The organism is Acinetobacter sp. P1332, from assembly GCF_044057475.1.
GTDB lineage: Bacteria > Pseudomonadota > Gammaproteobacteria > Pseudomonadales > Moraxellaceae > Acinetobacter > Acinetobacter johnsonii.
In genome coordinates, this window is the sequence record NZ_CP171157.1 from 3,489,348 (window position 1) to 3,511,315 (window position 21,968).

At 37.2% G+C, this 21,968-nt stretch carries 18 protein-coding genes; 3 read left to right on the forward strand and 15 right to left on the reverse strand.

Annotated elements, in window-relative coordinates; genetic code table 11:
- The first annotated feature begins 14 nt into the window (after nucleotides 1–14).
- The 3 genes from ACFN7Z_RS17125 (at nucleotide 15) to ACFN7Z_RS17135 (ending at nucleotide 4,709) form a co-directional block, all read left to right on the forward strand.
- Nucleotides 15–1,556, forward strand: coding sequence for a TnsD family Tn7-like transposition protein (locus ACFN7Z_RS17125; protein ID WP_159151655.1), 1,542 nt, complete (start codon nucleotides 15–17; stop codon nucleotides 1,554–1,556).
- Nucleotides 1,549–3,138, forward strand: coding sequence for a Tn7-like element transposition protein TnsE (locus ACFN7Z_RS17130; RefSeq protein ID WP_159151656.1), 1,590 nt, complete (start codon nucleotides 1,549–1,551; stop codon nucleotides 3,136–3,138). The genes ACFN7Z_RS17125 and ACFN7Z_RS17130 overlap by 8 nt, the downstream gene beginning before the upstream one ends.
- A 197-nt stretch (nucleotides 3,139–3,335) precedes the next feature.
- Nucleotides 3,336–4,709 carry a phosphomannomutase CpsG gene (locus ACFN7Z_RS17135; RefSeq protein WP_159151657.1) on the forward strand — a complete coding sequence of 458 codons (1,374 nt, stop codon included), beginning with the start codon at nucleotides 3,336–3,338 and terminating at the stop codon, nucleotides 4,707–4,709.
- Nucleotides 4,710–4,774: 65 nt separating this feature from the next.
- Here the strand turns inward: ACFN7Z_RS17135 and galE are convergent, their stop codons facing one another.
- From galE to ACFN7Z_RS17210, 15 genes are all read right to left on the reverse strand, one after another.
- Nucleotides 4,775–5,794, reverse strand: a complete 1,020-nt coding sequence (gene galE / locus ACFN7Z_RS17140) for a UDP-glucose 4-epimerase GalE (RefSeq protein ID WP_159151658.1) — start codon at nucleotides 5,792–5,794, stop codon at nucleotides 4,775–4,777.
- Complete coding sequence (gene pgi / locus ACFN7Z_RS17145; protein ID WP_159151659.1) at nucleotides 5,787–7,460, reverse strand: glucose-6-phosphate isomerase; 1,674 nt, start codon at nucleotides 7,458–7,460, stop codon at nucleotides 5,787–5,789. Before pgi ends, galE begins: the two co-directional genes overlap by 8 nt.
- On the reverse strand, nucleotides 7,457–8,713 hold the full coding sequence (locus ACFN7Z_RS17150; RefSeq protein ID WP_159151660.1) for a UDP binding domain-containing protein: 1,257 nt from the start codon (nucleotides 8,711–8,713) through the stop codon (nucleotides 7,457–7,459). Before ACFN7Z_RS17150 ends, pgi begins: the two co-directional genes overlap by 4 nt.
- Before the next feature lie 19 nt (nucleotides 8,714–8,732).
- Nucleotides 8,733–9,605, reverse strand: a complete 873-nt coding sequence (galU, locus tag ACFN7Z_RS17155; RefSeq protein WP_159151661.1) for a UTP--glucose-1-phosphate uridylyltransferase GalU — start codon at nucleotides 9,603–9,605, stop codon at nucleotides 8,733–8,735.
- Between the two features lie 39 nt (nucleotides 9,606–9,644).
- Nucleotides 9,645–11,519, reverse strand: coding sequence for a nucleoside-diphosphate sugar epimerase/dehydratase (locus tag ACFN7Z_RS17160; protein ID WP_159151662.1), 1,875 nt, complete (start codon nucleotides 11,517–11,519; stop codon nucleotides 9,645–9,647).
- A 129-nt stretch (nucleotides 11,520–11,648) separates the two neighbouring features.
- On the reverse strand, nucleotides 11,649–12,818 hold the full coding sequence (locus ACFN7Z_RS17165) for a DegT/DnrJ/EryC1/StrS aminotransferase family protein (RefSeq protein ID WP_159151663.1): 1,170 nt from the start codon (nucleotides 12,816–12,818) through the stop codon (nucleotides 11,649–11,651).
- 33 nt (nucleotides 12,819–12,851) lie between these two features.
- Nucleotides 12,852–13,511 (reverse strand): acetyltransferase, encoded by a 660-nt coding sequence (locus ACFN7Z_RS17170; RefSeq protein ID WP_159151664.1) that lies wholly within the window; start codon nucleotides 13,509–13,511, stop codon nucleotides 12,852–12,854.
- Entirely contained in the window at nucleotides 13,508–14,116 is a 609-nt protein-coding gene (locus ACFN7Z_RS17175) for a sugar transferase (RefSeq protein WP_159151665.1), read from the reverse strand. Before ACFN7Z_RS17175 ends, ACFN7Z_RS17170 begins: the two co-directional genes overlap by 4 nt.
- Complete coding sequence (locus ACFN7Z_RS17180; RefSeq protein ID WP_159151666.1) at nucleotides 14,117–15,259, reverse strand: glycosyltransferase family 4 protein; 1,143 nt, start codon at nucleotides 15,257–15,259, stop codon at nucleotides 14,117–14,119. It abuts the gene before it with no gap.
- Nucleotides 15,259–16,413, reverse strand: coding sequence for a hypothetical protein (locus ACFN7Z_RS17185; RefSeq protein WP_159151667.1), 1,155 nt, complete (start codon nucleotides 16,411–16,413; stop codon nucleotides 15,259–15,261). Before ACFN7Z_RS17185 ends, ACFN7Z_RS17180 begins: the two co-directional genes overlap by 1 nt.
- Nucleotides 16,413–17,531: a glycosyltransferase gene (locus tag ACFN7Z_RS17190; protein ID WP_159151668.1), complete on the reverse strand. Its 1,119-nt coding sequence runs from the start codon at nucleotides 17,529–17,531 to the stop codon at nucleotides 16,413–16,415. Before ACFN7Z_RS17190 ends, ACFN7Z_RS17185 begins: the two co-directional genes overlap by 1 nt.
- Nucleotides 17,528–18,655: a RimK family alpha-L-glutamate ligase gene (locus ACFN7Z_RS17195; RefSeq protein WP_159151669.1), complete on the reverse strand. Its 1,128-nt coding sequence runs from the start codon at nucleotides 18,653–18,655 to the stop codon at nucleotides 17,528–17,530. Before ACFN7Z_RS17195 ends, ACFN7Z_RS17190 begins: the two co-directional genes overlap by 4 nt.
- Nucleotides 18,655–19,611, reverse strand: coding sequence for a N(5)-(carboxyethyl)ornithine synthase (locus ACFN7Z_RS17200; protein WP_159151670.1), 957 nt, complete (start codon nucleotides 19,609–19,611; stop codon nucleotides 18,655–18,657). The genes ACFN7Z_RS17195 and ACFN7Z_RS17200 overlap by 1 nt, the downstream gene beginning before the upstream one ends.
- Before the next feature lie 61 nt (nucleotides 19,612–19,672).
- Complete coding sequence (locus tag ACFN7Z_RS17205; protein WP_159151671.1) at nucleotides 19,673–20,917, reverse strand: oligosaccharide flippase family protein; 1,245 nt, start codon at nucleotides 20,915–20,917, stop codon at nucleotides 19,673–19,675.
- 4 nt (nucleotides 20,918–20,921) lie between these two features.
- Entirely contained in the window at nucleotides 20,922–21,950 is a 1,029-nt protein-coding gene (locus tag ACFN7Z_RS17210) for an NAD-dependent epimerase/dehydratase family protein (protein ID WP_159151672.1), read from the reverse strand.
- Nucleotides 21,951–21,968 lie beyond the last annotated feature (18 nt).

The following is a 21,968-nucleotide window of genomic DNA, read 5'->3' on the forward strand; positions in this document are numbered from 1 at the left end:
AGAGTAAGTGTATTATGATTTCAAATTTTCCAATACCATATCCAGATGAGTTAATTTACAGTGTGATTGCACGTTATGCTATTCACAATGGAATTTTAAGTCCCAAATACCTTACTGAAGAGTTATTCAACAACAGGAATTTGACACCAACTTATGATTTACCCTCTCATCTAGACAGGTTAGCCAGTTATTTACCAGACCATTATGATGCTTTTACTTTAATCAGAAAGCACACTCTACTACCAATTTATCAATTATTTCAGCCTGATACAGTGATAAGTTATGCTGTACAGGCATTACGAGGTGAACAGTACCAATCTCTGCATACTAAATTGGGAAAAAATGCATCGCGGGTGAAATCTGTGAGTTTTTTTCGGTTCTGTCCGCATTGTTGGCAAGAACAGATGGAACAATATGGTGAAGTGTATTGGAAACGTAGCTGGCAGATTACAGGATATGAATATTGTACAAAGCATGAATCTGCCCTTTTTGTCAGCGCTGTTCCTTGCAATGGGCTAGACCGAAGATTTTATAATGCTCATTTAAATGTCCTTATTGACTCCTCACAACTTTTTATTAATTCACAAGACTTTAAGCGCCATCTAGAGTTAGCAAAAATAATCGAGGATCTACTTATTCAATCGAGCCATATTGCAGTACAAGATGTATCGATTTTATCAAATGCCTACTTCAATCTATTGAAAGACAGAGGCTTACTGTCAGGTCAAAAAAATATCAATTACGAAAAAGTCCGTCAGCTTGTTGTCGATTATTGGGGCGAAAGTTTTCTTCAATATTATCAATTAGGTGATCCGAGCTCTGAGAACTGCTGGCTCAAGAATATCTGTAGAAAACATCGTAAAGCATTTTCTTATCTTGAGCATCTCATCGTATTAAAGGCACTTGTTCCCGAACAAAGTCCTATTTATACATACCAACAGTATTTGGATCTAGCGACAGTAGGTATAGAGGAACAAGCCATTCCGGTCACTGTAAAACACAAGACTTACCAAGTCCTGTCAGATGATCAACTGAAATGGATACAATTGATTCAGGATATGTCAGTCAAACTAGCTCGTAAACATGATGGTGCACTGTACGCACGTTTATATCGCAATCATAAAGATTGGCTGTTACAAATCAATCAAACCGCTATCATGACACCACTCTCTCTACCCAAACCACGTGTCGATTGGAGTATTCGGGATCGTCAGTTTATGAAACAATTGATTAAAATACGTGATGAATTATTAGAAGACTTAGACTCCCCACAATGGACCAAAAAGTTTTTAATTAAACAACTTGGGCATGTCAGCCTAATTGAAAAAAACTGGCATTTTCTGCCGTTGACCAAAGCATTTTTGGAGCGCTACGCTGAGTCGGTGGATTGTTATCAAATACGTCGTCTGACACGAACATATATTCGTCAACAAACTGAGAATAAATACTATCCACCGAGTGTTTTTTTACGTGTATCAGGATTAAGTGAGCAGCGATTAACGCCAGAAGCACGTCGATTTTTTAATAATATTTGGGAAGAAATAAAAAATGAGTGATTGTTCAACCGACTTTTTACCAAAAGAGATGATTTACTATACTGCGACAAAAATTAGTCGACGCGGTCAAACTCGGTTTGATATTGATACTCATTTGTTTAACCCTATTATTAACCGTCCTATTCAACTTAAATTACCGATTGAGAGTGTTCTTCTATACCGCTATAGAACCCAAATTGATGCCTCTCCTACAAAATTATTCACTCACACACTTGAACATGTAAATTTCATAACATTTAGAACTATTATTTTACCGGAGGGTGAGGATCAAAAAATACATGAAGGCCGGATATGTTTTGAATTTAATTACTACTCAACAGTTTTAAAGAAAAATATTACTATTCAAATACCTAAGCTTATCTTGGCCCGCGATTTATTTTTCTCTCATCCTTATTTAATTCGGGCGGCACTTTTTGCAGAAAATTATTCAACCGATGTTTTAGTGGATAGAAATGATGAAAAGGCTATTCATATTAATATAGCAAAAAACAAAAAAATTATGAACGCAGATGTTTCTGATCCTCATTTTTTGAAGAAGCTCGCTTTAATTTTATTACAGCCTGATTTAAAGAAAGCCTTCCTTAGTATTTATCAGAAAACAATTATTGATCAAAAAGGCGCTAAAAGTTTTAATTTTGACATGGAAGTACCTGATCTTAAAAATATTGATCTAACAGTAGATGGAATTTATGATAAAGAAACAGGTATTTACAGAATTGAGCGCATTACATCTTTCAAAAATCTTGATACAGCTATCAACCGCCCTATTCAATTTCATTTCACTTCAAAAAAAATCATACAACAGGTCAAAAATGCTCAAGGGCAAGGTTCAAACAAACCAAAACCAGCGAGTCAACCTAAAGAGAAATTGAATAAAAATGCTGAGGCAGATATCGATAAACTACTGGCCAAGCTAAGAAACCTACCTGGAGAAATTTATACAATTGAAGAATTAAAAATTTCTTTAGAGACACCTCCTGCTAAAACTGTAGTACTTAAAAGACGAAAGCAAATGGATAAAGATCAAAATCAAGAAGAAGGATTTGCTGGTGGAGAAGGAGATATAGAGGGTACAGTGTCTGGATTTACAACAGAATCAGAAATTCAACTAGAGCGAGTCACTTATAAAGACTTGATTAAACTATTGGAGCAAATTGAAGAAAAGGGATATAAAACCAAAGAAATCAAGAACTCACCTTTTAAGATATATAAACGTTTCAGAGGCCATAAGTTTGCAAACAATCAATTACGCTACTTTTATGTCTATAAAATTTTTAATATAGAAAATAACCATCAATTTTATTTGTGTGAAATTGATACTTCAGATGGTAAAAAAAATATCTCCACCTTATTACTCCCATATGAAGAAAAAACTCAACGATTAATTGAGACAGATTTGGATATATTAAACAATTCGATACTGTCTCAATCACTCAGTTGGCCTAAAAAGTTTCTATCTGAAGTGAGAGGTATTACTGCAATAACTACAATTAATCATCCTTCCAAAAAGGAAGAAATAGAAGATGTAAATTATTACACTGACTGGGCGGAGCGGATCTTGGCAAAGGTAAAATCGATATAAATTTCACTAAGGGCTAACATATAAAATAGCATGCTGAAGTACCAAACTTTAAAAATTAGATGAAAGAGCACTCTATACACTTAAACATCTATTTTTAAAGAAGATATAAAAGTTAACCAGTAACTTGGCATATAGGAACTATTTTCCTCCTATAATTATACTTCCCTCACTTCTCAGAAGTTATTTAGAGAATTCAGATGACAGAACTGACTTGCTTCAAAGCCTATGACATTCGCGGCAAACTCGGCACCGAGCTCAATGAAGAGATTGCCTATAAAATTGGCCGTGCTTATGGACAGATTTATCAGCCTAAAACGGTGGTCATCGGCTGTGACATCCGGCTCAGCAGTGAAGACTTAAAACAGGCCACCATTCGCGGTTTAAATGATGCAGGTGTCAATGTTCTGGATCTGGGCATGACCGGCACTGAAGAAGTCTATTTTGGCACCTTCCATCTGGATGTGCAAGGTGGTATTGAAATCACGGCCAGCCATAATCCGATGGACTATAATGGCATGAAACTGGTTCGTGAAAATGCCCGTCCAATTAGTGCCGATACTGGTCTTAAAGAGATTCAGGCTTTAGCAGAATCAGATGAATTTATTGACGTCAGCAATAAAGGCCGTACTGAGAAATATAATATTCTGCCTGAATTTGTAAATCATCTGCTGAGCTATATTGATCCGGCAAAAATCCGTCCGATAAAACTGGTCATGAATGCCGGGAATGGAGCAGCAGGCCATGTGATTGATGCCATTGAGCAAAAGTTTCAACAACTCAATATTCCGGTCGAATTTATCAAGATTCATCATGCAGCCGATGGCACTTTCCCGAACGGGATTCCCAACCCGATTTTAACTGAAAACCGTGACAGTACCCGTGATGCGGTCATTCAGCATGGCGCAGATATGGGCATTGCCTGGGATGGTGACTTCGACCGCTGCTTCCTGTTCGATGAAAAAGGCCAGTTTATTGAAGGCTATTATATTGTCGGCCTTCTGGCTCAAGCGTTCTTGCTGAAGCAATCTGGCGAAAAAATTGTACATGATCCCCGTTTGGTCTGGAATACACTGGATATTGTAGAGAAATATCAAGGCATCCCTGTTCAGTCGAAATCAGGACATTCCTTTATTAAAGACACAATGCGTGAACACAATGCGGTTTATGGCGGCGAAATGTCTGCACACCATTATTTCCGCGATTTTTCTTATTGCGATAGTGGAATGATTCCATGGTTGTTGGTTGTTTCTGTACTGTCTGAAACTGGACAATCGTTGTCTTCATTAGTTGAAGAGATGATTACTAAATTCCCTTGCTCAGGGGAAATCAATTTCAAAGTCGCAGATACTCAAGTCACAATTCAAAAAATCTTTGATCACTTCGCAAATCAAAATCCAAGTATTGACCACACAGATGGTGTAAGTTTAGATTTTGGGGCTTGGCGCTTTAACGTACGTGCTTCAAACACAGAGCCCCTATTACGTTTAAATATTGAAAGCCGTGCGGATAAAAATCCTAAAAAAATGCAAGACTATGTGGATGAGCTGACCCAGCTGATTCAAGGCAGCTGAAGTCAGAAAAAAAAGAGCCACATCAAAATGGCTCTTTTTTTATTCTTGATACTTATCTGAACAAATTAATCGCTATAGCCTTGTGGATTCTGCTTCTGCCAATTCCAACTGTCTGCCAACATATCTTCTAGTTTATATTTTGGTTTCCATCCCAGTTCACTCACCGCTCGAGCATTATTCGCAAAAGATGTTGCCACATCACCTGAGCGACGTGGCGCAACTTCATAAGCAACAGCAACGCCATTCACTTGCTCAAAAGTATTTTTCACTTCCAGAACAGACGAACCATTACCCGTTCCCACATTCCAAGCTCTACAACCTTTAGCTGCCAAACGATTATTCAATGCACATAAATGCGCATTTGCCAAATCTACAACGTGGATATAATCACGAACACCAGTACCATCAACCGTATCGTAATCATCGCCATAAATTGAAAGTTTTTCACGACGACCAACCGCAACTTGCGTCACATAAGGCATCAAATTATTTGGAATACCTTGAGGGTCTTCGCCAATACGACCACTTTTATGCGCACCAACTGGATTAAAATAACGTAAAAGTGCGATTGACCAACGCCCATCAGCAATAGAAAGCTTTTCTAATAATTGTTCAACAATCAGCTTAGTATACCCATAGTTATTGGACGGCATACCTGTCGGCATCGTTTCATCCAGAGGTGAAATATTCCCTTCATCATAAACTGTCGCTGAAGAACTAAATACCAAATTAAATACATTGGCACGTTCCATTGCTTGAACCAATTGTATTGATCCTGCAATATTATTATCAAAATAAGTTAGTGGTATTTGCTGGCTTTCACCTACTGCTTTTAATCCAGCAAAATGAATCACCGCATCAATTTGATTAGACGAAAAAACTTGATCTAAATCACTTTGATTACGAATATCGCCCTGAATAAACTTAAGCGTTTTTCCAGTTAACTCCTGAACACGTTTTAACGACTCTTCCGAGCTATTAGAAAGGTTATCGAGCACAATCACATCATGTCCAGCTTCAAGGAGTTCAACACAGGTATGTGAACCGATATAACCCGCCCCACCAGTCACTAAAATATTAGCCATCTATTTTTCCTAATAAAATTTTTAATAAACCCTGAGTCGAAACATCTAATGTAGATAGATCTTGTTGATGACCATTTAAAATAGGCAGCAACTGGTTGGCAATTTCCTTGCCTTTTTCAACACCCCATTGATCGAAAGGGTTAATATTCCAAAGTACGGATTGTACAAATACTTTATGTTCATACATCGCGATGAGCATACCTAAGCTATAAGGATTAAGCTCTTGCATTAAAATAGTTGAACTCGGCTGGTTGCCTGCATACTGCTTATAGGTCGGTAGGCCGGCCAGTTCACTGGCATCAAGCGCCTGATTACCAAAGGCCAGTAGCCGCGACTGTGCCAGACAGTTGGACAGGGCCAAATGATGCTGTTCAATCAGCGCATCGGCATTATCCACATAGGTAAACTGATTTGCGTTATAACGTTGTATTGGTGCAATGAAGTCACAACTCACCGAATGTGTCCCTTGATGCAACAGTTGATAAAATGCATGCTGTGCATTCGGTCCCACCTCGCCCCATACAATCGGACAGGTATCCCATTCAACTTTTTCACCATTGCGTTGGATCGACTTACCATTCGATTCCATCTCAAGCTGCTGTAGATAGGATGCAAAGTACTTGAGGCGACCGTCATACGGTAAAACAGCATGGGTTTGAATGTCTAAGAAATTATTATTCCAAGCCCCTAAAAGCCCCATCAAGACAGGAATATTCTGCTCAAAAGGGGCATGTTGAAAATGCTGGTCAATCGCATAAGCACCCGCTAAAAACTGCTTAAATCCATTAACTCCAATAGTTAAAGCAATTGGAAGTCCAATACACGACCATAAAGAATAACGACCACCCACCCAATCCCACAATAAAAATTGATTCTCTGGCGCGATCCCCCAAGCAGTCATTTTTTCAGGCTTGGTCGATACGCCAATAAAATGATGCTTTAAGGTTTGGGCCTCTTGACCCAATGCTTTTTCAAGCCACTGACGTACCGTTTGAGCATTGGAGAGTGTATCAATCGTACCAAATGACTTTGACGAGATAATAAATAATGTGGTTTCTGGACGCAGCTTATGCAGAAGTTCTGAAAGCTGACTGCCATCTATGGTTGAAACAAAATGCAGATTTAAAGGCTTTTGTGTCGATTTTTTAAAATCAGATAAAGCATGGCTGACCATCAGCGGCCCTAAGTCAGACCCCCCCACACCAATATTCACCACATCTTGAATCACTTCACCAGTCGCGCCACGGTATTGGCCCTGGTGAATTTTGTTGACCAATGCATACATTTTTTGCAGTTGTTCATGAACCTGATCAGCAATAGCCTGATGCTTTTGATCGTATTGCGGTAAACGTAAAGCCCAATGCATGGCTGAGCGCTGTTCTGTATAGTTAATTGCTGTACTTGAGAATAAGGTTTTAATCCAACTGGTTAAATCTCGTGCCTGCGCCCACTGTACTAAAGAATCAACTACGGTTCGATCAATACGATGTTTACTAAAATCAAAAATAATCGGCTCTAATACGACAGAGAGCTGCTCAAAACGCGTCGAATCATCTGCAAAAAGATCATTCAGATGATGCTGTTCAAAATGAGCTTTCAAGCCCTGCAGTCGGGCAATGGCTGTATTAATATCTTCAACGGGATATGGTTTATTTTGATGCTTCATCGCCCTACTCCCTGATAGGCAAAGCCTTGAGCTTTGACATAGCATGGATCATAAATATTTCGACCATCTAAAATCAGTGGGTGCTGCATTTTTTTGAGTAATTCTGTGTAATTAGGACTCCAGTACTGCTTCCAAGCGGTTAATAAGCACAAAGCATGTGCTCCCTCAACGGCCTCATATTGATCGGTACAGTAAATCAAATCTTCTCGATACCCATAATGTTTTTCAATTTCGGCCAATGCCTGAGGATCATGCAATTTGACCACCATATTTTGTGCCCAAAGCGCTTTTAACATGGCATGAATTGGAGATTGCTGAATGCGAGACGTGTTTTCTTTAAATGATGCACCCCAAATCGCAACAACCTTACCCGCTAAATCCCCATGATAATAATTCCATAATTTACGAAAGAGAATTTCTTTTTGCTGCTCATTGATATCCCAAACTTGTGCCAATAATTGGCTCTTCGCTCCAGTCCCTGAAACAGTATTTGCCAATGTTAAGACATCATGAGAGAAGTTTTCACCGCCAAAGCCAGCACCTGGATAAAGATATGAAGCCCCGATTCGACTATCCGCCGCCAAGCCTTGACGTACATACTCAATATCGATACCTAGCTTTTCAGCCACCACGGCTAAATCGTTAATATAGCTGATGCGGGTTGCCAACATGCCTGAAACACTGAGTTTAGTAAACTCAGCATCTAAAACAGGCATAAACAAATATTGTTGTTCTCTTGGAAATAAGGGACGAAGTAACTCTCGAATTTTAATTTGGCTTGTTTCGCTTGAGCAACCTACAGTCAACTGTTTAGCCTGTAGTAAACTTTGCAAAGCGTTACCCTCTTGGATCACGTCAGGCAAATATACCCAATCATCATCCGTTAATATTTTTTCAAATTTTTCAGTGCCATGTAAACCCAAAGTCGATGCATTGATCATCAATTTAGGATGAATAATAGGACGCTGTTTGAGCTCTTTTAGAATTTCAATGCCTTGTGATTCTTCTGTCGGACTCAGGCTAAAAAAGTAAGCATCAATATCGAGAGGAATAGCATTAAAATTGCAGTATTGCAGAAATCCACTTTTTTCTTGTTTACGGAGTAGATTGATCACAGCATCATTTTGTGTATAGGCTTGCTCTGAGGCAGGTCTTTTTAAAACATCGCACCAAAAGACCTGATGTCCACACTCAGCCAACAATGCTGCCATAACACCTGAGTACAGGGTTTGTCCAAATACTGCAACTTTCATAAGAGTTTCCCGCTGATCATTAAAGCTCTTGAATAAGCGCTTTAAATGCATCACCCAACGTCGGGTGATCGATCCCATAATGCAAAACGGCTTTTAAATAACCCAGTTTACTTCCGCAGTCAAAGGTTTGGCCTTTCATACGATAGGCTTCAACCGTATTGGTCTGTTGTAGCATGGCAATTGCATCAGTTAATTGGATTTCGTTACCCGCACCTTTCGGTGTTTGTTCCAAAAGGTGCATAATCTCAGCGGGCAAAATATAGCGTCCGACCACAGATAAATTAGAGGGTGCTGAACTCACTGCTGGTTTTTCAACAATACCTTGCATCACTACACTTTGACCTTCATTGGGTACAGAAGCTACATCAACAATACCATACTGATCGACCAAATGATCAGGCACCGCTTCAACCATAATTTGTGAAGCATGTGTTTCATTGAAACGCTGAATCATTAAGCTCAAATCATTAGTTGGATCAGCATCTTTAACTAGAACATCAGGTAACAGCACAGCAAAATCATCGTTCCCCACAATCGACTTTGCACATAAAACTGCGTGTCCAAGTCCTAAGGGTTGTGGCTGACGCACACTTACTACGCTGACATGTTCAGGTAAAATATTCTTAATCTCTTTGAGTAAATCAAATTTTTGCTTTTGCTCAAGTGTCGTCTCTAATTCAAAGTTACGATCAAAATAATTCTCAATCGATGCTTTAGATGAATGCGTGACTAAAATGATCTGCTCAATACCCGCCGCGACAGCTTCTTTCACAACGTACTCAATCGCTGGGCGGTCAACGACTGTCACCATCTCTTTCGGAATGGACTTACTTGCAGGTAAAAAACGGGTTCCTAGACCCGCAACAGGAAGAATGGCTTTTTTAATTGTCATCACAGATCCAGACATTTGCGTTCATTAAATCATTAAAGCTTAGTTTACCTTAACTTCTCGACTTCGGTGATAGCCATCAACATAATGTTCTAACTGAGTAAGTGCCCAGTCAATGTCTTGATCAATTGCAGTTAAGCCATAAATGCGTTCGAAAATCGGCAATAATTCATCTAAAGAGAAATGCTTTTCAAATGAACGTAAGATTCGACTATGCTCAGTTAACTGTGTATCTTCATGATCAATTAGCAACTCTTCATATAACTTTTCACCTGGACGTAATCCAGAGTATTCAATGGCAATGTCGCCAATATCCGACCCTTCTTCACGCATTTTTAAGCCACTCAACGCGATCATTTGACGTGCTAAATCTTGAATACGAACAGGCTCTCCCATGTCCAGTAAGAATACATCTCCGCCAGCACCTAGAGCACCAGCCTGAATGACTAACTGTGATGCTTCTGGAATAGTCATAAAATAACGCGTCACTTCAGGGTGTGTCACTGTAATTGGGCCACCTTTTGCTATCTGCTGTTTGAACAGAGGAACAACGGAACCTGAAGAACCTAATACATTCCCAAACCGGACAATACTAATTTGAGTTTGCTGCTGTGCTTCTGCCATCGCTTGACAGTACAGCTCAGCCATTCGCTTAGACGCTCCCATTACATTGGTCGGACGAACAGCCTTGTCTGTTGAAATCAGTACAAAAGTCTCTACACCTTTTTTAATCGCAGCATTCACACTAAAGGCTGTACCAATAGAGTTATTTTTTAGTCCTGCAATTGGATTACACTCGACCAATGGCACATGCTTATAAGCCGCTGCATGGTATACAGTTTGTACATTATACTGCTCAATCACACGCTCAAGTTTAGCTTCGTCGAGGACTGTTCCTAAAATCGGAATAATTTCTATTTGTGACTTAAGACGTAACTCTTTATCAATACTATACAGTGCAAATTCACTAAGCTCATAAATAACTAATTTCTGCGGATTGTTCTTAATAATTTGTCGACAAAGTTCTGAACCAATAGAACCACCTGCCCCTGTGACCATCACTACTTTATGTTGAATATTTTTGGCCAATAATTCAGGAATCGGCGGAACAGGATCACGCCCAAGTAAATCAATAATGTCTACTTCTCGGATGTCTGAGACTTTAATGTCGCCATCTACAAGCTTTGTAAGCCCTGGGATTTCTGTAATTTTAATATGTGCAGGTTCAAGAAATTGAACAATTTCACTTTTTCGCGTACGCCCTACAGATGGTAAAGCAATGAGAATTTCATCAACTGTTTCTCTTTCCAGACGTTTAAGCGCATGTTCAGCATTATAAACTTTTAAACCACCAATAATTTGCCCTGATAACGACTGTTCATCATCAATAAAAAATAAAGGAAAATGTTCATCTGAACGATTCAACATTGCCGCAATTTGTTGGCCTGCATATCCAGCCCCATAAATCACGATTTTTCTTTTTGGAATATCAGTCTGCAAACATGCCCGCACAATAAATCGAATAGCACCACGACTGAACCAAACCCAAGAAAACATAAAGAAACCAAACATCAAAGGAATTGATGTCGGAATAAAAGCCTCTGTACAATATGCCAGCCCGAAAAGTCCAAGGACGGTTAACCCTGTTGCAATTGCTAAGCGTGTAAAGAACACCTCATTGAATGTACGAACAATAAAATTATATGTTCCAGAAATCAATAACATAGTGATTGCTAAAACACTTACCCAGAGTGATCCGAATGAGATATTAGGAACAACTTCTGCCCCTAAGTTAAATTCACGTAATGCGTAGCTCAACCAAATCAAGACAGGAAAAACTAAAAAATCCAAAAGGATTAAAAATAATTGTTTGGCATATCGTGGCGATGTAACCAAAGGCAGAATGACTGATTTCACAGGGTGAGTCTTCTCTATGCTATTTATATAAGTAAACTAAATGTGTTTTTAAGTTATTTGCTACCCACAAACAAATGTAAAAATGTAAAGTGAATGCAAAAGCGAAGCATTCACTTTACATCAAAGCATTTAAATTCTAATAAGTACTTGTTCAATAGCAGAAATAGTTTGATTAATACTATCTTCACTCAAAGTTGGATGAACTAAAAACATTAAACTATTTTCACCTAGTTTTTGCGCATTCTGAAGCCGTTGAGCAGGGCGCCAAGGCGTATTGTCAAAAGCATGCTCTAAATACACTTCTGAACAAGAACCACTAAAGCAAGGAACACCTAATTCAGCAATTTCATTCATAATACGATCACGAGACCACCCTTCCGGTAATTGATCTACATTTACTTGAACATAACACTTATAAGCGGCATTTACATAATCATTCGAAGGCTGAAAAACGGTTATATATGGGGTCTTTTCAAATGCTGAATAAATGCGCTGCATATTATGATTACGAATTTCAGTCCATTCAGCCATTTTTTTCAATTGAATACGCCCAATGACTGCTTGCATTTCCATCATGCGCCAGTTGGTGCCAAACGAATCATGTAACCAGCGGAAACCTGGCGGATGTTGTTTGTTATAAATACTGTCGAAGTTTTTCCCATGATCTTTATAAGACCACATTTTTTTCCATAACGCTTCATCATTGGTGGTGACCATCCCCCCCTCACCGCCAGTAGTCATGATTTTATCTTGACAAAAAGACCATGCACCAATATGCCCAATAGAACCCGCAGGTTTGCCCTTATATTCTGCGCCATGTGCTTGCGCACAATCTTCAATCACATATAAACCACGCTCAGCTGCAAGTTGCATGATTGGATCCATATCACACATCCAACCTGCTAAATGAACACAAATAATCGCTTTAGTATTTGGCGTTAGTACCGCTTCAATAGTGCGAGCCGAAATATTTTGTGAATCCAATTCAACATCTGCGAATATAGGATTAGCGCCAGCCGTCACAATCGAGCTTGCAGAAGCAAGGAAAGTCCGTGAAGTGACAATCACGTCATCACCAACTCCAATTCCCAGAGCTTTTAAAGCGACATCTAGGGCAACGGTACCGTTGGTTAAAGCCACTGCATATTGTGTTCCTGCAAATGTTGCGAATTCTTTTTCAAATTCACGGCATTCTTGACCCGTCCAATAATTTACCTTATTCGACAACAGTACTTTAGATACAGCATCTGCTTCTTCTTGCGTAAAGCTTGGCCATGGTTCAAATGCAGTGTTTAACATATTTATTTCCTAGTTAAATTCTTACAAAAATCTTTATTTTTTCTCTAAAATTCGGGCTGGATTACCTATGACGGTAACACCTGCGGGAACACTTTTGGTGACTACCGCCCCCATCCCAACGATTGCACCTTTACCAATAACCAATGGTTTGTCTGGTGTGCCTTGTTTGATCACAGCGCTAGTACCGATATAGGCATGGTCTTCTATATGAATATTGCCATTACATTTCACACCCGGAGCAAAGGTAACATAGTCACCAATGATGCAATCATGTTCTACATAACTGTACAAATTTGCATGGAAACATTTGCCGATTTTTATATTTGATGTAATTGAAACAAAAGGGCTTAGTGCTGCTCCTTCCGCTATTTCAATATTGTCCATCATTACCACATTATCAGCTTGGACAGTCCACAATTGAAGACCATCCATGACGAGCTGATTAGCAAGCTTTTCACGAATTTGACTATTTGCAATGGCAATCAGTACAAACTTTTGAGCAGCATTTAAATTTTTAAAAGACTGGTAGTTTAATGCAATATGTCCATTTACAATCTGCTGTTCTTGTAGACTGTCATCAATAAAATAGATTTCGGCCGAAACACCTAAACGCTGTAATTGTTGTCGTGCCACAGACATTAAACTACGACCACAACCCGATGCTCCATAAATCGCATAGACAGGGCAACTCATGTATTATCTTCCGACTTTGAGCCTGTAAATTTTGTCATCGTTGCCTCACCTTCCGCACTGATATCATCTTTTGCAATGACTTTTTGCACAGTCTTAAGCATGATTTTAAAATCTAATACTGTTGACTGGTTTTCGACATACCAGGTATCCAGCTTAAACTTTTCTTCCCAACTAATCGCATTACGGCCATTCACTTGGGCATAGCCGGTCATACCGGGGCATACATCATGACGTTTGGCTTGCTCTTTATTGTATAAAGGTAGATATTCCATCAGTAACGGACGTGGACCTACAACACTCATATCTCCTTTAATTACATTCCAGAGTTCAGGCATTTCATCTAGGCTAGTCGAACGTAACATTTTGCCAAAAGGTGTTAGACGTTCACTATCGGGTAATGGGTTACCCTGCTCGTCAATCGCATCCTTCATGGTGCGGAACTTGATCATTTCAAAAGGTTTACCATGCAAACCTGGACGAACTTGACGAAATAACACTGGCGAACCTAGATTTTTTTTCACTTTATAAGCAACGAATGCATATAACGGTGAAAGCAGGATCAGGGCTATAGAGGCGATGATAATATCGAGTAAGCGTTTTAACATTTATATTAAACCCATTTCTTGCATCATATGTGCGTTTACCTGATGTACATCATATTTATGAAGTGCGATTTCTCGGGAGCGACTTCCCATTTGAGCAATAAGCTCTGGCTGAAGAATCAGTTTCTCCATGGCTTCTACTAAACTTTCCACGGATTTTACTTCAACCAGAAATCCGTTATCACTATCAGTAACAGTTTCACGACAACCAGGTGCATCGGTGGTAATAATTGCCCGACCCATTGCCATGGCCTCTAAGACTGTACGGGGCGTACCTTCACGATACGACGGCAAGACATAAACCGAGCTTTCTGCAATTGCAGGGCGAACATCGGATAGTTTCCCCCAGTATTTTAATGTATTGCTGGCTACCCATTGATCCAATTCTTGCTGACCAATAGCTGAAGGATTTTCATCAATCCAGCCCACCAGATTAAACTCTACATGCGGATATTTATGTTTGATAATTTTTGCTGCTTCGACATATTCACGAACACCTTTATCTACCAGTAGACGAGCAATCAGTAAAAAGGAGATTTTTATTTTTTGATCAGCCGTGACAGGTAAAGGTAATACATTAAAGTCGGCAACATTGACCCCTGAACCGTTCACTACCACTGTATTTATTTGAGCTTTTAGAAGCTTTAAATCCTGAAAAAGTTTTAGGTCATCCGGGTTTTGGAAAAATGCCTTATGACTGCGTGATAAAGCCTGCTGGTATAAACCATGAACCAATTGCTGAAAAATACTACGCTTACTCTGAGTTTCTACATTTTGAAATGCATAACCTAAACCTGTAATTAAAGCGTAGCGATTTGATACTTTTGCCAGCCACGCAGCCAGTGTTCCATAGATCACCGGCTTGATCGTATAAGATAGAACATAATCAGGTTTGATTTTTTTTATAAGCGTATACATGCTCCCTAAGGTTTTTAAGTCTGCTACCGGGTTGGTACCTGTACGCTGCATGGAAACATCATGTACGAAATAACCTAAATCTAGTAGTTTTTCATGCTCAGCAGAAAAAGAAGTCAGATCAGGTGCAATAATATGGATTTCATAGCCTTGCTGATAGATCGCTTCGAGTAACTTCCCACGGAAATTTAATACTGAAGGGAGAAAACTAGAAATAATTAAGAACTTCATTATTTTAAACTCTTAACTAATTCTTTATTTTTAGTACCAATAACACTTAATAATAAAAATATTAAGCAGGGTAAAAACATCCACTTTTGTCTCATAGCAATACCTAAATTCGCTGTAGTAGTAGCTAACATCATCAAACAAATAAAAAAGTATACCCATAAAAAAATACGATTTGACTCAATTGAAGGCTTAGATTTCTCTAAGTAGGCAACAATCCCTAAAATTAATAAATAAATTAAAATAATATTGTCTAATGAAGCAATTAGTGCAAATAGTGTATGAGCTTCAAATGGTAAGGGTCTAAATAGATAGCTTAGCATTTGCATTGGCAAGCTCATTGAGGCTATATCTAAGCTACTACCGCCACTTAAATTGGAATTCTGTCTTTTATCTACGTATGCATCTACATCGGACAACCCATCTGCTTCTGACAAACCAATATAATTTATCATTATAGGAATAATAAAAGCTGTAATAATAAATGCTATAGTTCCAAAAAAAACTTTTATATATAATGATGTTCTTTTGTCGAAAATAATCGAAAAAGCAAATGCAATAGCTAATGCAGCACCTATGTGAGGTCGTACCATAAACATAGAAAAAATTGAAAAAAATAATAATAATTTTCGTTTTTTAAAATCTAGTGCAGACCATAATGCTAAACCTAATGCCATAAATGAAATAGCATCTTTTCCGAGTGCAGTAGTCCAGAAACTTATTGATGGTAAAAAAACAATTACCCAACCTAGTAATTTAATATTTTTACTTTTATATAATGTTGCTTGCTTTATTGATCCTGCAAATGCTAATAAGCCAATATAACCAATAAAACCATGTATTAAAAATTGATCAACATAAGAAAAACCTAGAAAATTATGCAAAAAATAAGTAAAATATATGATAAAAGAAGTACCAAAATTAAAATCTCTGTTATCAAAATTTAATGCATTATAATAATATTTGTTTGAATCCGCCCCAAAATTTAAAGCAAACCATATATATACTACACAAAATAAAGTATGCCAAAGATATAAAGACAAACTTAATTTGTAATTTATCTTAAAGTAATTACAAACCTTTAGAGATAAAATTAAAAATATAGAAAATAATATAGGCGCCCAAATAATATTTGAAAAAGCATCAAACTGATACATCACATTCCCTTTAAATAGATTTCTTCATATAAAATTACAATACGAGATAAAGGAAATTCTTTCAAAATTCTTTCCTTATTTTCAGTTATAACTTCTGAAAAATCTTTTATACTACTTAATATATCTTCTAATATACTTAAAATTTTCATTTTATCTTGTGCTATAAATTTTTCATTATTTAATAAATATTTAGAGTCTCCAACATCTAATGCCGTAACTAAAGTACCAACAGCCATAGCCTCACCTAAAACATTTGGAAATCCTTCAGTCTTGGAATGTAAACAAAAAATATCCATAGCTTTTAAACAACGTGGAATATCATCACGCTGCCCTAGTAGTCTAAAATTATTAATTAGGTGATACTCTCCAAGCCAACCCATTAATTCATTATTATCAGCAGTATTATCACGACCAACAAGCATAAATATTAAATTAGAATCAGTCTTAACCAACTCTCTAGCAACTTCTACAAAAAATTTTTGATTTTTTACAACATTAAAACGACCAACAGATCCTATTACGATAGCATCTCTTGGAATATTAAATTCTTGGCGAATTTTATTTCGATCTTCTTCTGTCGCAACTAACCTGTCCAGCTCAAATCCATTTGGGACAACATGAATTTTACTTGCGTCATAACCGATTTTAATGTGAACATCTTTTGATACATGTGCAGCACATACTATATCTGTTGGAACTGAATAAGATAATTTCGCACAAATTTTACGCAAACCTACAGTTAATCTAGAACCGCCTTGCGTTACATCAGTTGTACGAATACCCCAGATAATTTTTTTTATTCCTTGTCTTTTTGCTGCTAACCCACCCAGAAAGTCAGCATGATACATCCATGTTTGCACAACATCTGGTGCCAGTTTTTTTAATAACTGACTTAACTTAAAATAGGTTTGAACCAATGAAAAAGCAGAATTCATGCCCAGCACATGTACAGGAATACCCTGTGCCTGCAAGTCAGCACCAATTAAACCCAGTTCTGTTAATGAAATAACCTCATGCCGAAACTGTCCTCCCTGCTGACTATGCAAAACTAAACGTTTCAACATCAGTTCTGCACCACCAACATTTAGCCCAATAATCACATGCACAATTTTTTTCATTTAAAGCTTTTCTCAATTAGACTTTTGAGTGTAAGTTCCTGTACCCAAAATTTACCAGGTCTAAATTCAAACTGATTTTCAGATACACGTACGTATTTACCAGCTACACCATTTATTGAGAGTTGCTCACAAGTATCAATCCCAATAAATATAGAAGATTCAATAATTAAAAACTTTTTGCGTTTTTCACTATATACAAAATCTGTAGCCAAAAAAGTAGAACCAAACTTTTCTTTAACCTGATAAGCCAGTTCTAATGCTTCAGATGGAATTTCTTTTTTCTCATAATTACCTGCACCTGATGCCCTAAAGTCACCTTCATTTGGGTAACGATAATAACCAAGGAGGTCGCTTCCTACTGATATAATACGTAAATCGAAAGCCGCATCCTCAATAAACTCCTGAAAATAAACATAATTTTTCTGACTAACATATTTAAAATAGGTTTCTTTCCCCTTATAGGAAAAAATCTGATCAACAACTTTTTTAGCCTGATTAAAATCATCGAGTTTATCTACACCATAGGATGCAGATCCAGTAGATAATTTGGAAATTACTGGGTAATTAGTTTTTTTTAAATAATCTAGAACCTCAGTATACGAATGACTAATAAACGTCGGTATAGCAGGTAAATTATATAATTCATATAAATAACTCGCTCTGATCTTATTTTCATAAGACCATATTTCATCATATGAAGGCAGGCATCTTATAGACATTTTTTCTAAAATTTGGATTTTGCTTTCTGCAATTTCCTGAGTTGATGGATCTGAATCTGTATGCCAGATAATCAGATCATAGTCTTCGGCCTTTTCCATCCAGTCAGATCTATATGGATCAAAATATGAGTAATTTACGTTATTATTTTTCAGAAAACGCTCATACTTAGGATAGTAAGCTCTTTCTTTCACTAAACCTTCATCAGCATAATTATCAGAATCTTTAACTAGACCTACACGAATATTAACAGGTAACTCTAGAAATACCTTTTCAGCATTATCCAAATACTTTTCAAGTTGTTGTGCATTCATTAAATCATTGGTGGTTTGGCTTCGTCTTTTTAAATATATTTTTTTCAGCCATGGGGTCGATAGCACTAACTCACGTAAATACATTTTTGACATTACAATCTTCCCTGAAACTGATTAATGCGCTGATCTACAATTCTGCCATCTTTAACAACAGTTGCCTCAGTTAAGACCTGATCAGGATTTTCACTAATTAAGCTATTAAGATATGAAATAATATTTTCACTCAGACTCTCTGAAATTGTTTTATAAAACAATGTCGGGGTATGATCTACTGCATAATGAGTAATGCCATCAACCGTGTATACAGGCTTATCAAGTGTGGTTGGTACTGATGTTTCCACTCCACCATTACGGTCACAAGAAATATCAATGATCATTGCCCCCCTCTTCATTTTCAGGAGATCTTCTTTATAAATAATATGATCTTTCCGGCTAGTATCCCATAAAATACCATTTACAAATACATCATAACTTCCTATTTCATCCCGCAATAATTTTTCTGTACGTCTATCATAAACAGTAACATCTGCACCCATCATTGTCAGGATTTTTAAGGCTCCTCTGGCTATATTCCCTCTTCCTAATAAAGCAACTTTTGTATTATAGGGAAATAACCCATGCAAAGTATAAGCATGGACAATAGCAGCCTCTCCTGCAATTTCATTATTTCGCCAGAAGATATGTCTCCCAGACTCAAACATATCCTCCCATGCAATTGCTGTAAGCGTATTATTAATTAATTTATCCGTAATATTTCTGTTCTGTACCGCATGAACCCATCCAAATATTGCTTGGTTATTAAGCTGATTCAAGTAATTGGCATCGCCAATTTTAGGATCACAAATAATATCCTGCCGTAATACTTCGTCACGGCTTACAATATTTACACCATATTCAGCATACTCAGCATCTGTATATCCAAGTACTTTGCCATAGTTTGTTTCTACATAAATTTTGCTTGTGTGTTCAATTCCCTTCAAATGTTCTGGAACAAGGGCTCTGCGGTTTTCATTCAGTTTATCACTGATTGGAAATCCTAATGTTTTCACTACATACTCTCCATATATTTTTCAATAGTCTTAAAACTAACCAATATGATAAAAAGCTCATTCAACTATTTTTATGAATTTTTAAATAATAGAAATACGAAAGTATTCCCATTAAAAGTTGAGCTACTGCAATATTTAGTGCTCCACCTAAAGAGCCAAATACTTTAATTAAAGGATAAGAAGTAACTAAGCCCATAATCGATATAAAAATTGTGTTTTTCATAACAATTCTGTCATACCCTCTTGGGATTAAATAATTTGTCGCATACAAACTATATATTGCGATAAAAAAAACACCTATCAAAAACAATATGAATATAGTTGATGCACTATCACCACTGATCCCAACCCATTGAAATATATATGAGTGAATTGCCATCATCCCTATAATTAAAATAAAGAAAACCAAAATATAAAGTTTTGAAAATAATTGAAATTTTTCTTTTTTTCTTAATAAATATGGATAAAAAACTGTTGAAACCACAGCATTAAAAACACTTGCTATATTTGCAATTTGTCTGACTGCGCCAAATATCCCAGCCTCAACTTTTCCAAGAAGCATACCCACTAAAAATGTTGATGTATTATTGTAAAAATTAGGCATAAACTGATTAATAAACAGTGGGAAACCTGTCTGTAAATTTTTAATTATTTTCACTGGGTCAACAAAAGAAAATTTAATCCCATATACTTTAATCACTATATAATTTGAGTAAATAGCGACAAATATGAAACTTATGCCATACAATAAAGGATAAAGCCAATAATCTTGTGGTTTTTTTATTAATAAAAAAACACCTATTGTAAAGGCTGTTTTCACAATCACATCCATAAATGTGATATATTTCATTTTTTCTATACCACGAAAAAACCACTCTGGCAGTAAAGTCTGACCAATCAATATCAAACACATTAACAGATAAACACTACTATCTTCTTGAAATTTTGGTACGAAAAGAATTAGGTTTACCAATATCACTAATGAAAAAATTAATAAGTAAATTTTAGTCACTATAGTTTTACTATAGATATAACTAACTTGTCTTATACTTTTTCTATGCTGTACCATTTCACGTGTTGAAGACAAATTAAAACCATAATCGGTAATTGCCTGAAAATATGCAATTAAAGATAGACCTAAAATAATTGCCCCATACTGTTGAAATCCCAACACTTTAATTAAATAAGGCAGAGTAACAAAAGGTAAAACAGCATTAACCAACTTTAAAACTGATAATGAAAAAAAGTTTTCCAGCAGCCTTTTTACTTCTCTGGATTTCAAAATATGAGGCAATGATTTAAACATAAATTCAGTTTTGTAAAGCCCTTACATACCAACGCATTGCCAAACCAACACCATCACTAATTCTATGTGTTGCCGAATAACCCAGTAAACTTACAATTTTATCTATACTTGCCTGTGAATGACGTACATCACCTGCCCGAAACTCTCTATACACTGGGTCTTTATTGTAAATTACACCATTCTCATCTAAGGCTGTTTTAAGAGCATTAAACAAATTATTCAGCGTAGTACGATCTCCCACTGCTACGTTATAAACCTGATTTTTAGCTTCATCATTTTGCGTAGTGGCTGCCAGAATATTGGCCTGAACCGTGTTCTCAATAAAACAGAAATCACGGCTGGTTTCACCATCACCATTAATGAAAACATCATCACCAGCAATCATGGCTGCTGTCCATTTTGGAATGACTGCGGCATAGGCCCCATTCGGGTCCTGGCGCTTGCCGAAAACATTAAAGTAACGCAGACCAATGGTTTTAAACCCATAAGTCCGTGCAAATACTTCAGCATACAGCTCATTTACATATTTGGTGACCGCATAAGGCGAAAGCGGCTTACCAATATTTTCTTCGACTTTTGGTAAGGCAGGATGGTCACCATAAGTCGAACTGCTGGCAGCATAGGTAAAGCTGGAAACATGAGCATCACGTGCAGCCGTCAGCATATTTAAAAAGCCGGTAATATTGGCTGCATTGGTGGTAATCGGGTCTGCAATCGAGCGTGGCACAGAACCTAAAGCAGCCTGATGCAAGACATAGTCCACTCCTGCACATGCTGTCTGGCAGTCTTCAAAGTTACGAATATCACCTTCATAAAATTTGAAGTTCGCCCACTGTTCAGGCTTGACCAGATTTTGTACTTCATCCAGATTATACTGATGACCTGTAGCAAAATTGTCCAGACCCACCACATTTTGATTTAACTTTAATAGGGTTTCCAGTAAATTTGAGCCAATAAAGCCCGCTACACCAGTAATTAACCAGATTTTAGGGGCTTGTTCTAATTGCTCGCATACAGTTTGATATTGGCTCATATATAGGGTCCCCTATAA

Excerpts from the sequence above, each read along its gene's own strand:
- galU (WP_159151661.1), bottom strand. The coding sequence starts at position 9,605 with ATGACAATTAAAAAAGCCATTCTTCCTGTTGCGGGTCTAGGAACCCGT.
- ACFN7Z_RS17195 (WP_159151669.1), bottom strand. The coding sequence starts at position 18,655 with ATGTCAAAAATGTATTTACGTGAGTTAGTGCTATCGACCCCATGGCTG.
- galE (WP_159151658.1), bottom strand. The coding sequence starts at position 5,794 with ATGGCTAATATTTTAGTGACTGGTGGGGCGGGTTATATCGGTTCACAT.
- ACFN7Z_RS17210 (WP_159151672.1), bottom strand. The coding sequence starts at position 21,950 with ATGAGCCAATATCAAACTGTATGCGAGCAATTAGAACAAGCCCCTAAA.
- ACFN7Z_RS17190 (WP_159151668.1), bottom strand. The coding sequence starts at position 17,531 with ATGAAAAAAATTGTGCATGTGATTATTGGGCTAAATGTTGGTGGTGCA.
- ACFN7Z_RS17170 (WP_159151664.1), bottom strand. The coding sequence starts at position 13,511 with ATGAGTTGCCCTGTCTATGCGATTTATGGAGCATCGGGTTGTGGTCGT.
- ACFN7Z_RS17205 (WP_159151671.1), bottom strand. The coding sequence starts at position 20,917 with ATGTTTAAATCATTGCCTCATATTTTGAAATCCAGAGAAGTAAAAAGG.
- ACFN7Z_RS17180 (WP_159151666.1), bottom strand. The coding sequence starts at position 15,259 with ATGAAGTTCTTAATTATTTCTAGTTTTCTCCCTTCAGTATTAAATTTC.
- ACFN7Z_RS17175 (WP_159151665.1), bottom strand. The coding sequence starts at position 14,116 with ATGTTAAAACGCTTACTCGATATTATCATCGCCTCTATAGCCCTGATC.
- ACFN7Z_RS17185 (WP_159151667.1), bottom strand. The coding sequence starts at position 16,413 with ATGTATCAGTTTGATGCTTTTTCAAATATTATTTGGGCGCCTATATTA.
- ACFN7Z_RS17125 (WP_159151655.1), top strand. The coding sequence starts at position 15 with ATGATTTCAAATTTTCCAATACCATATCCAGATGAGTTAATTTACAGT.
- pgi (WP_159151659.1), bottom strand. The coding sequence starts at position 7,460 with ATGAAGCATCAAAATAAACCATATCCCGTTGAAGATATTAATACAGCC.
- ACFN7Z_RS17165 (WP_159151663.1), bottom strand. The coding sequence starts at position 12,818 with ATGTTAAACACTGCATTTGAACCATGGCCAAGCTTTACGCAAGAAGAA.
- ACFN7Z_RS17135 (WP_159151657.1), top strand. The coding sequence starts at position 3,336 with ATGACAGAACTGACTTGCTTCAAAGCCTATGACATTCGCGGCAAACTC.
- ACFN7Z_RS17150 (WP_159151660.1), bottom strand. The coding sequence starts at position 8,713 with ATGAAAGTTGCAGTATTTGGACAAACCCTGTACTCAGGTGTTATGGCA.
- ACFN7Z_RS17130 (WP_159151656.1), top strand. The coding sequence starts at position 1,549 with ATGAGTGATTGTTCAACCGACTTTTTACCAAAAGAGATGATTTACTAT.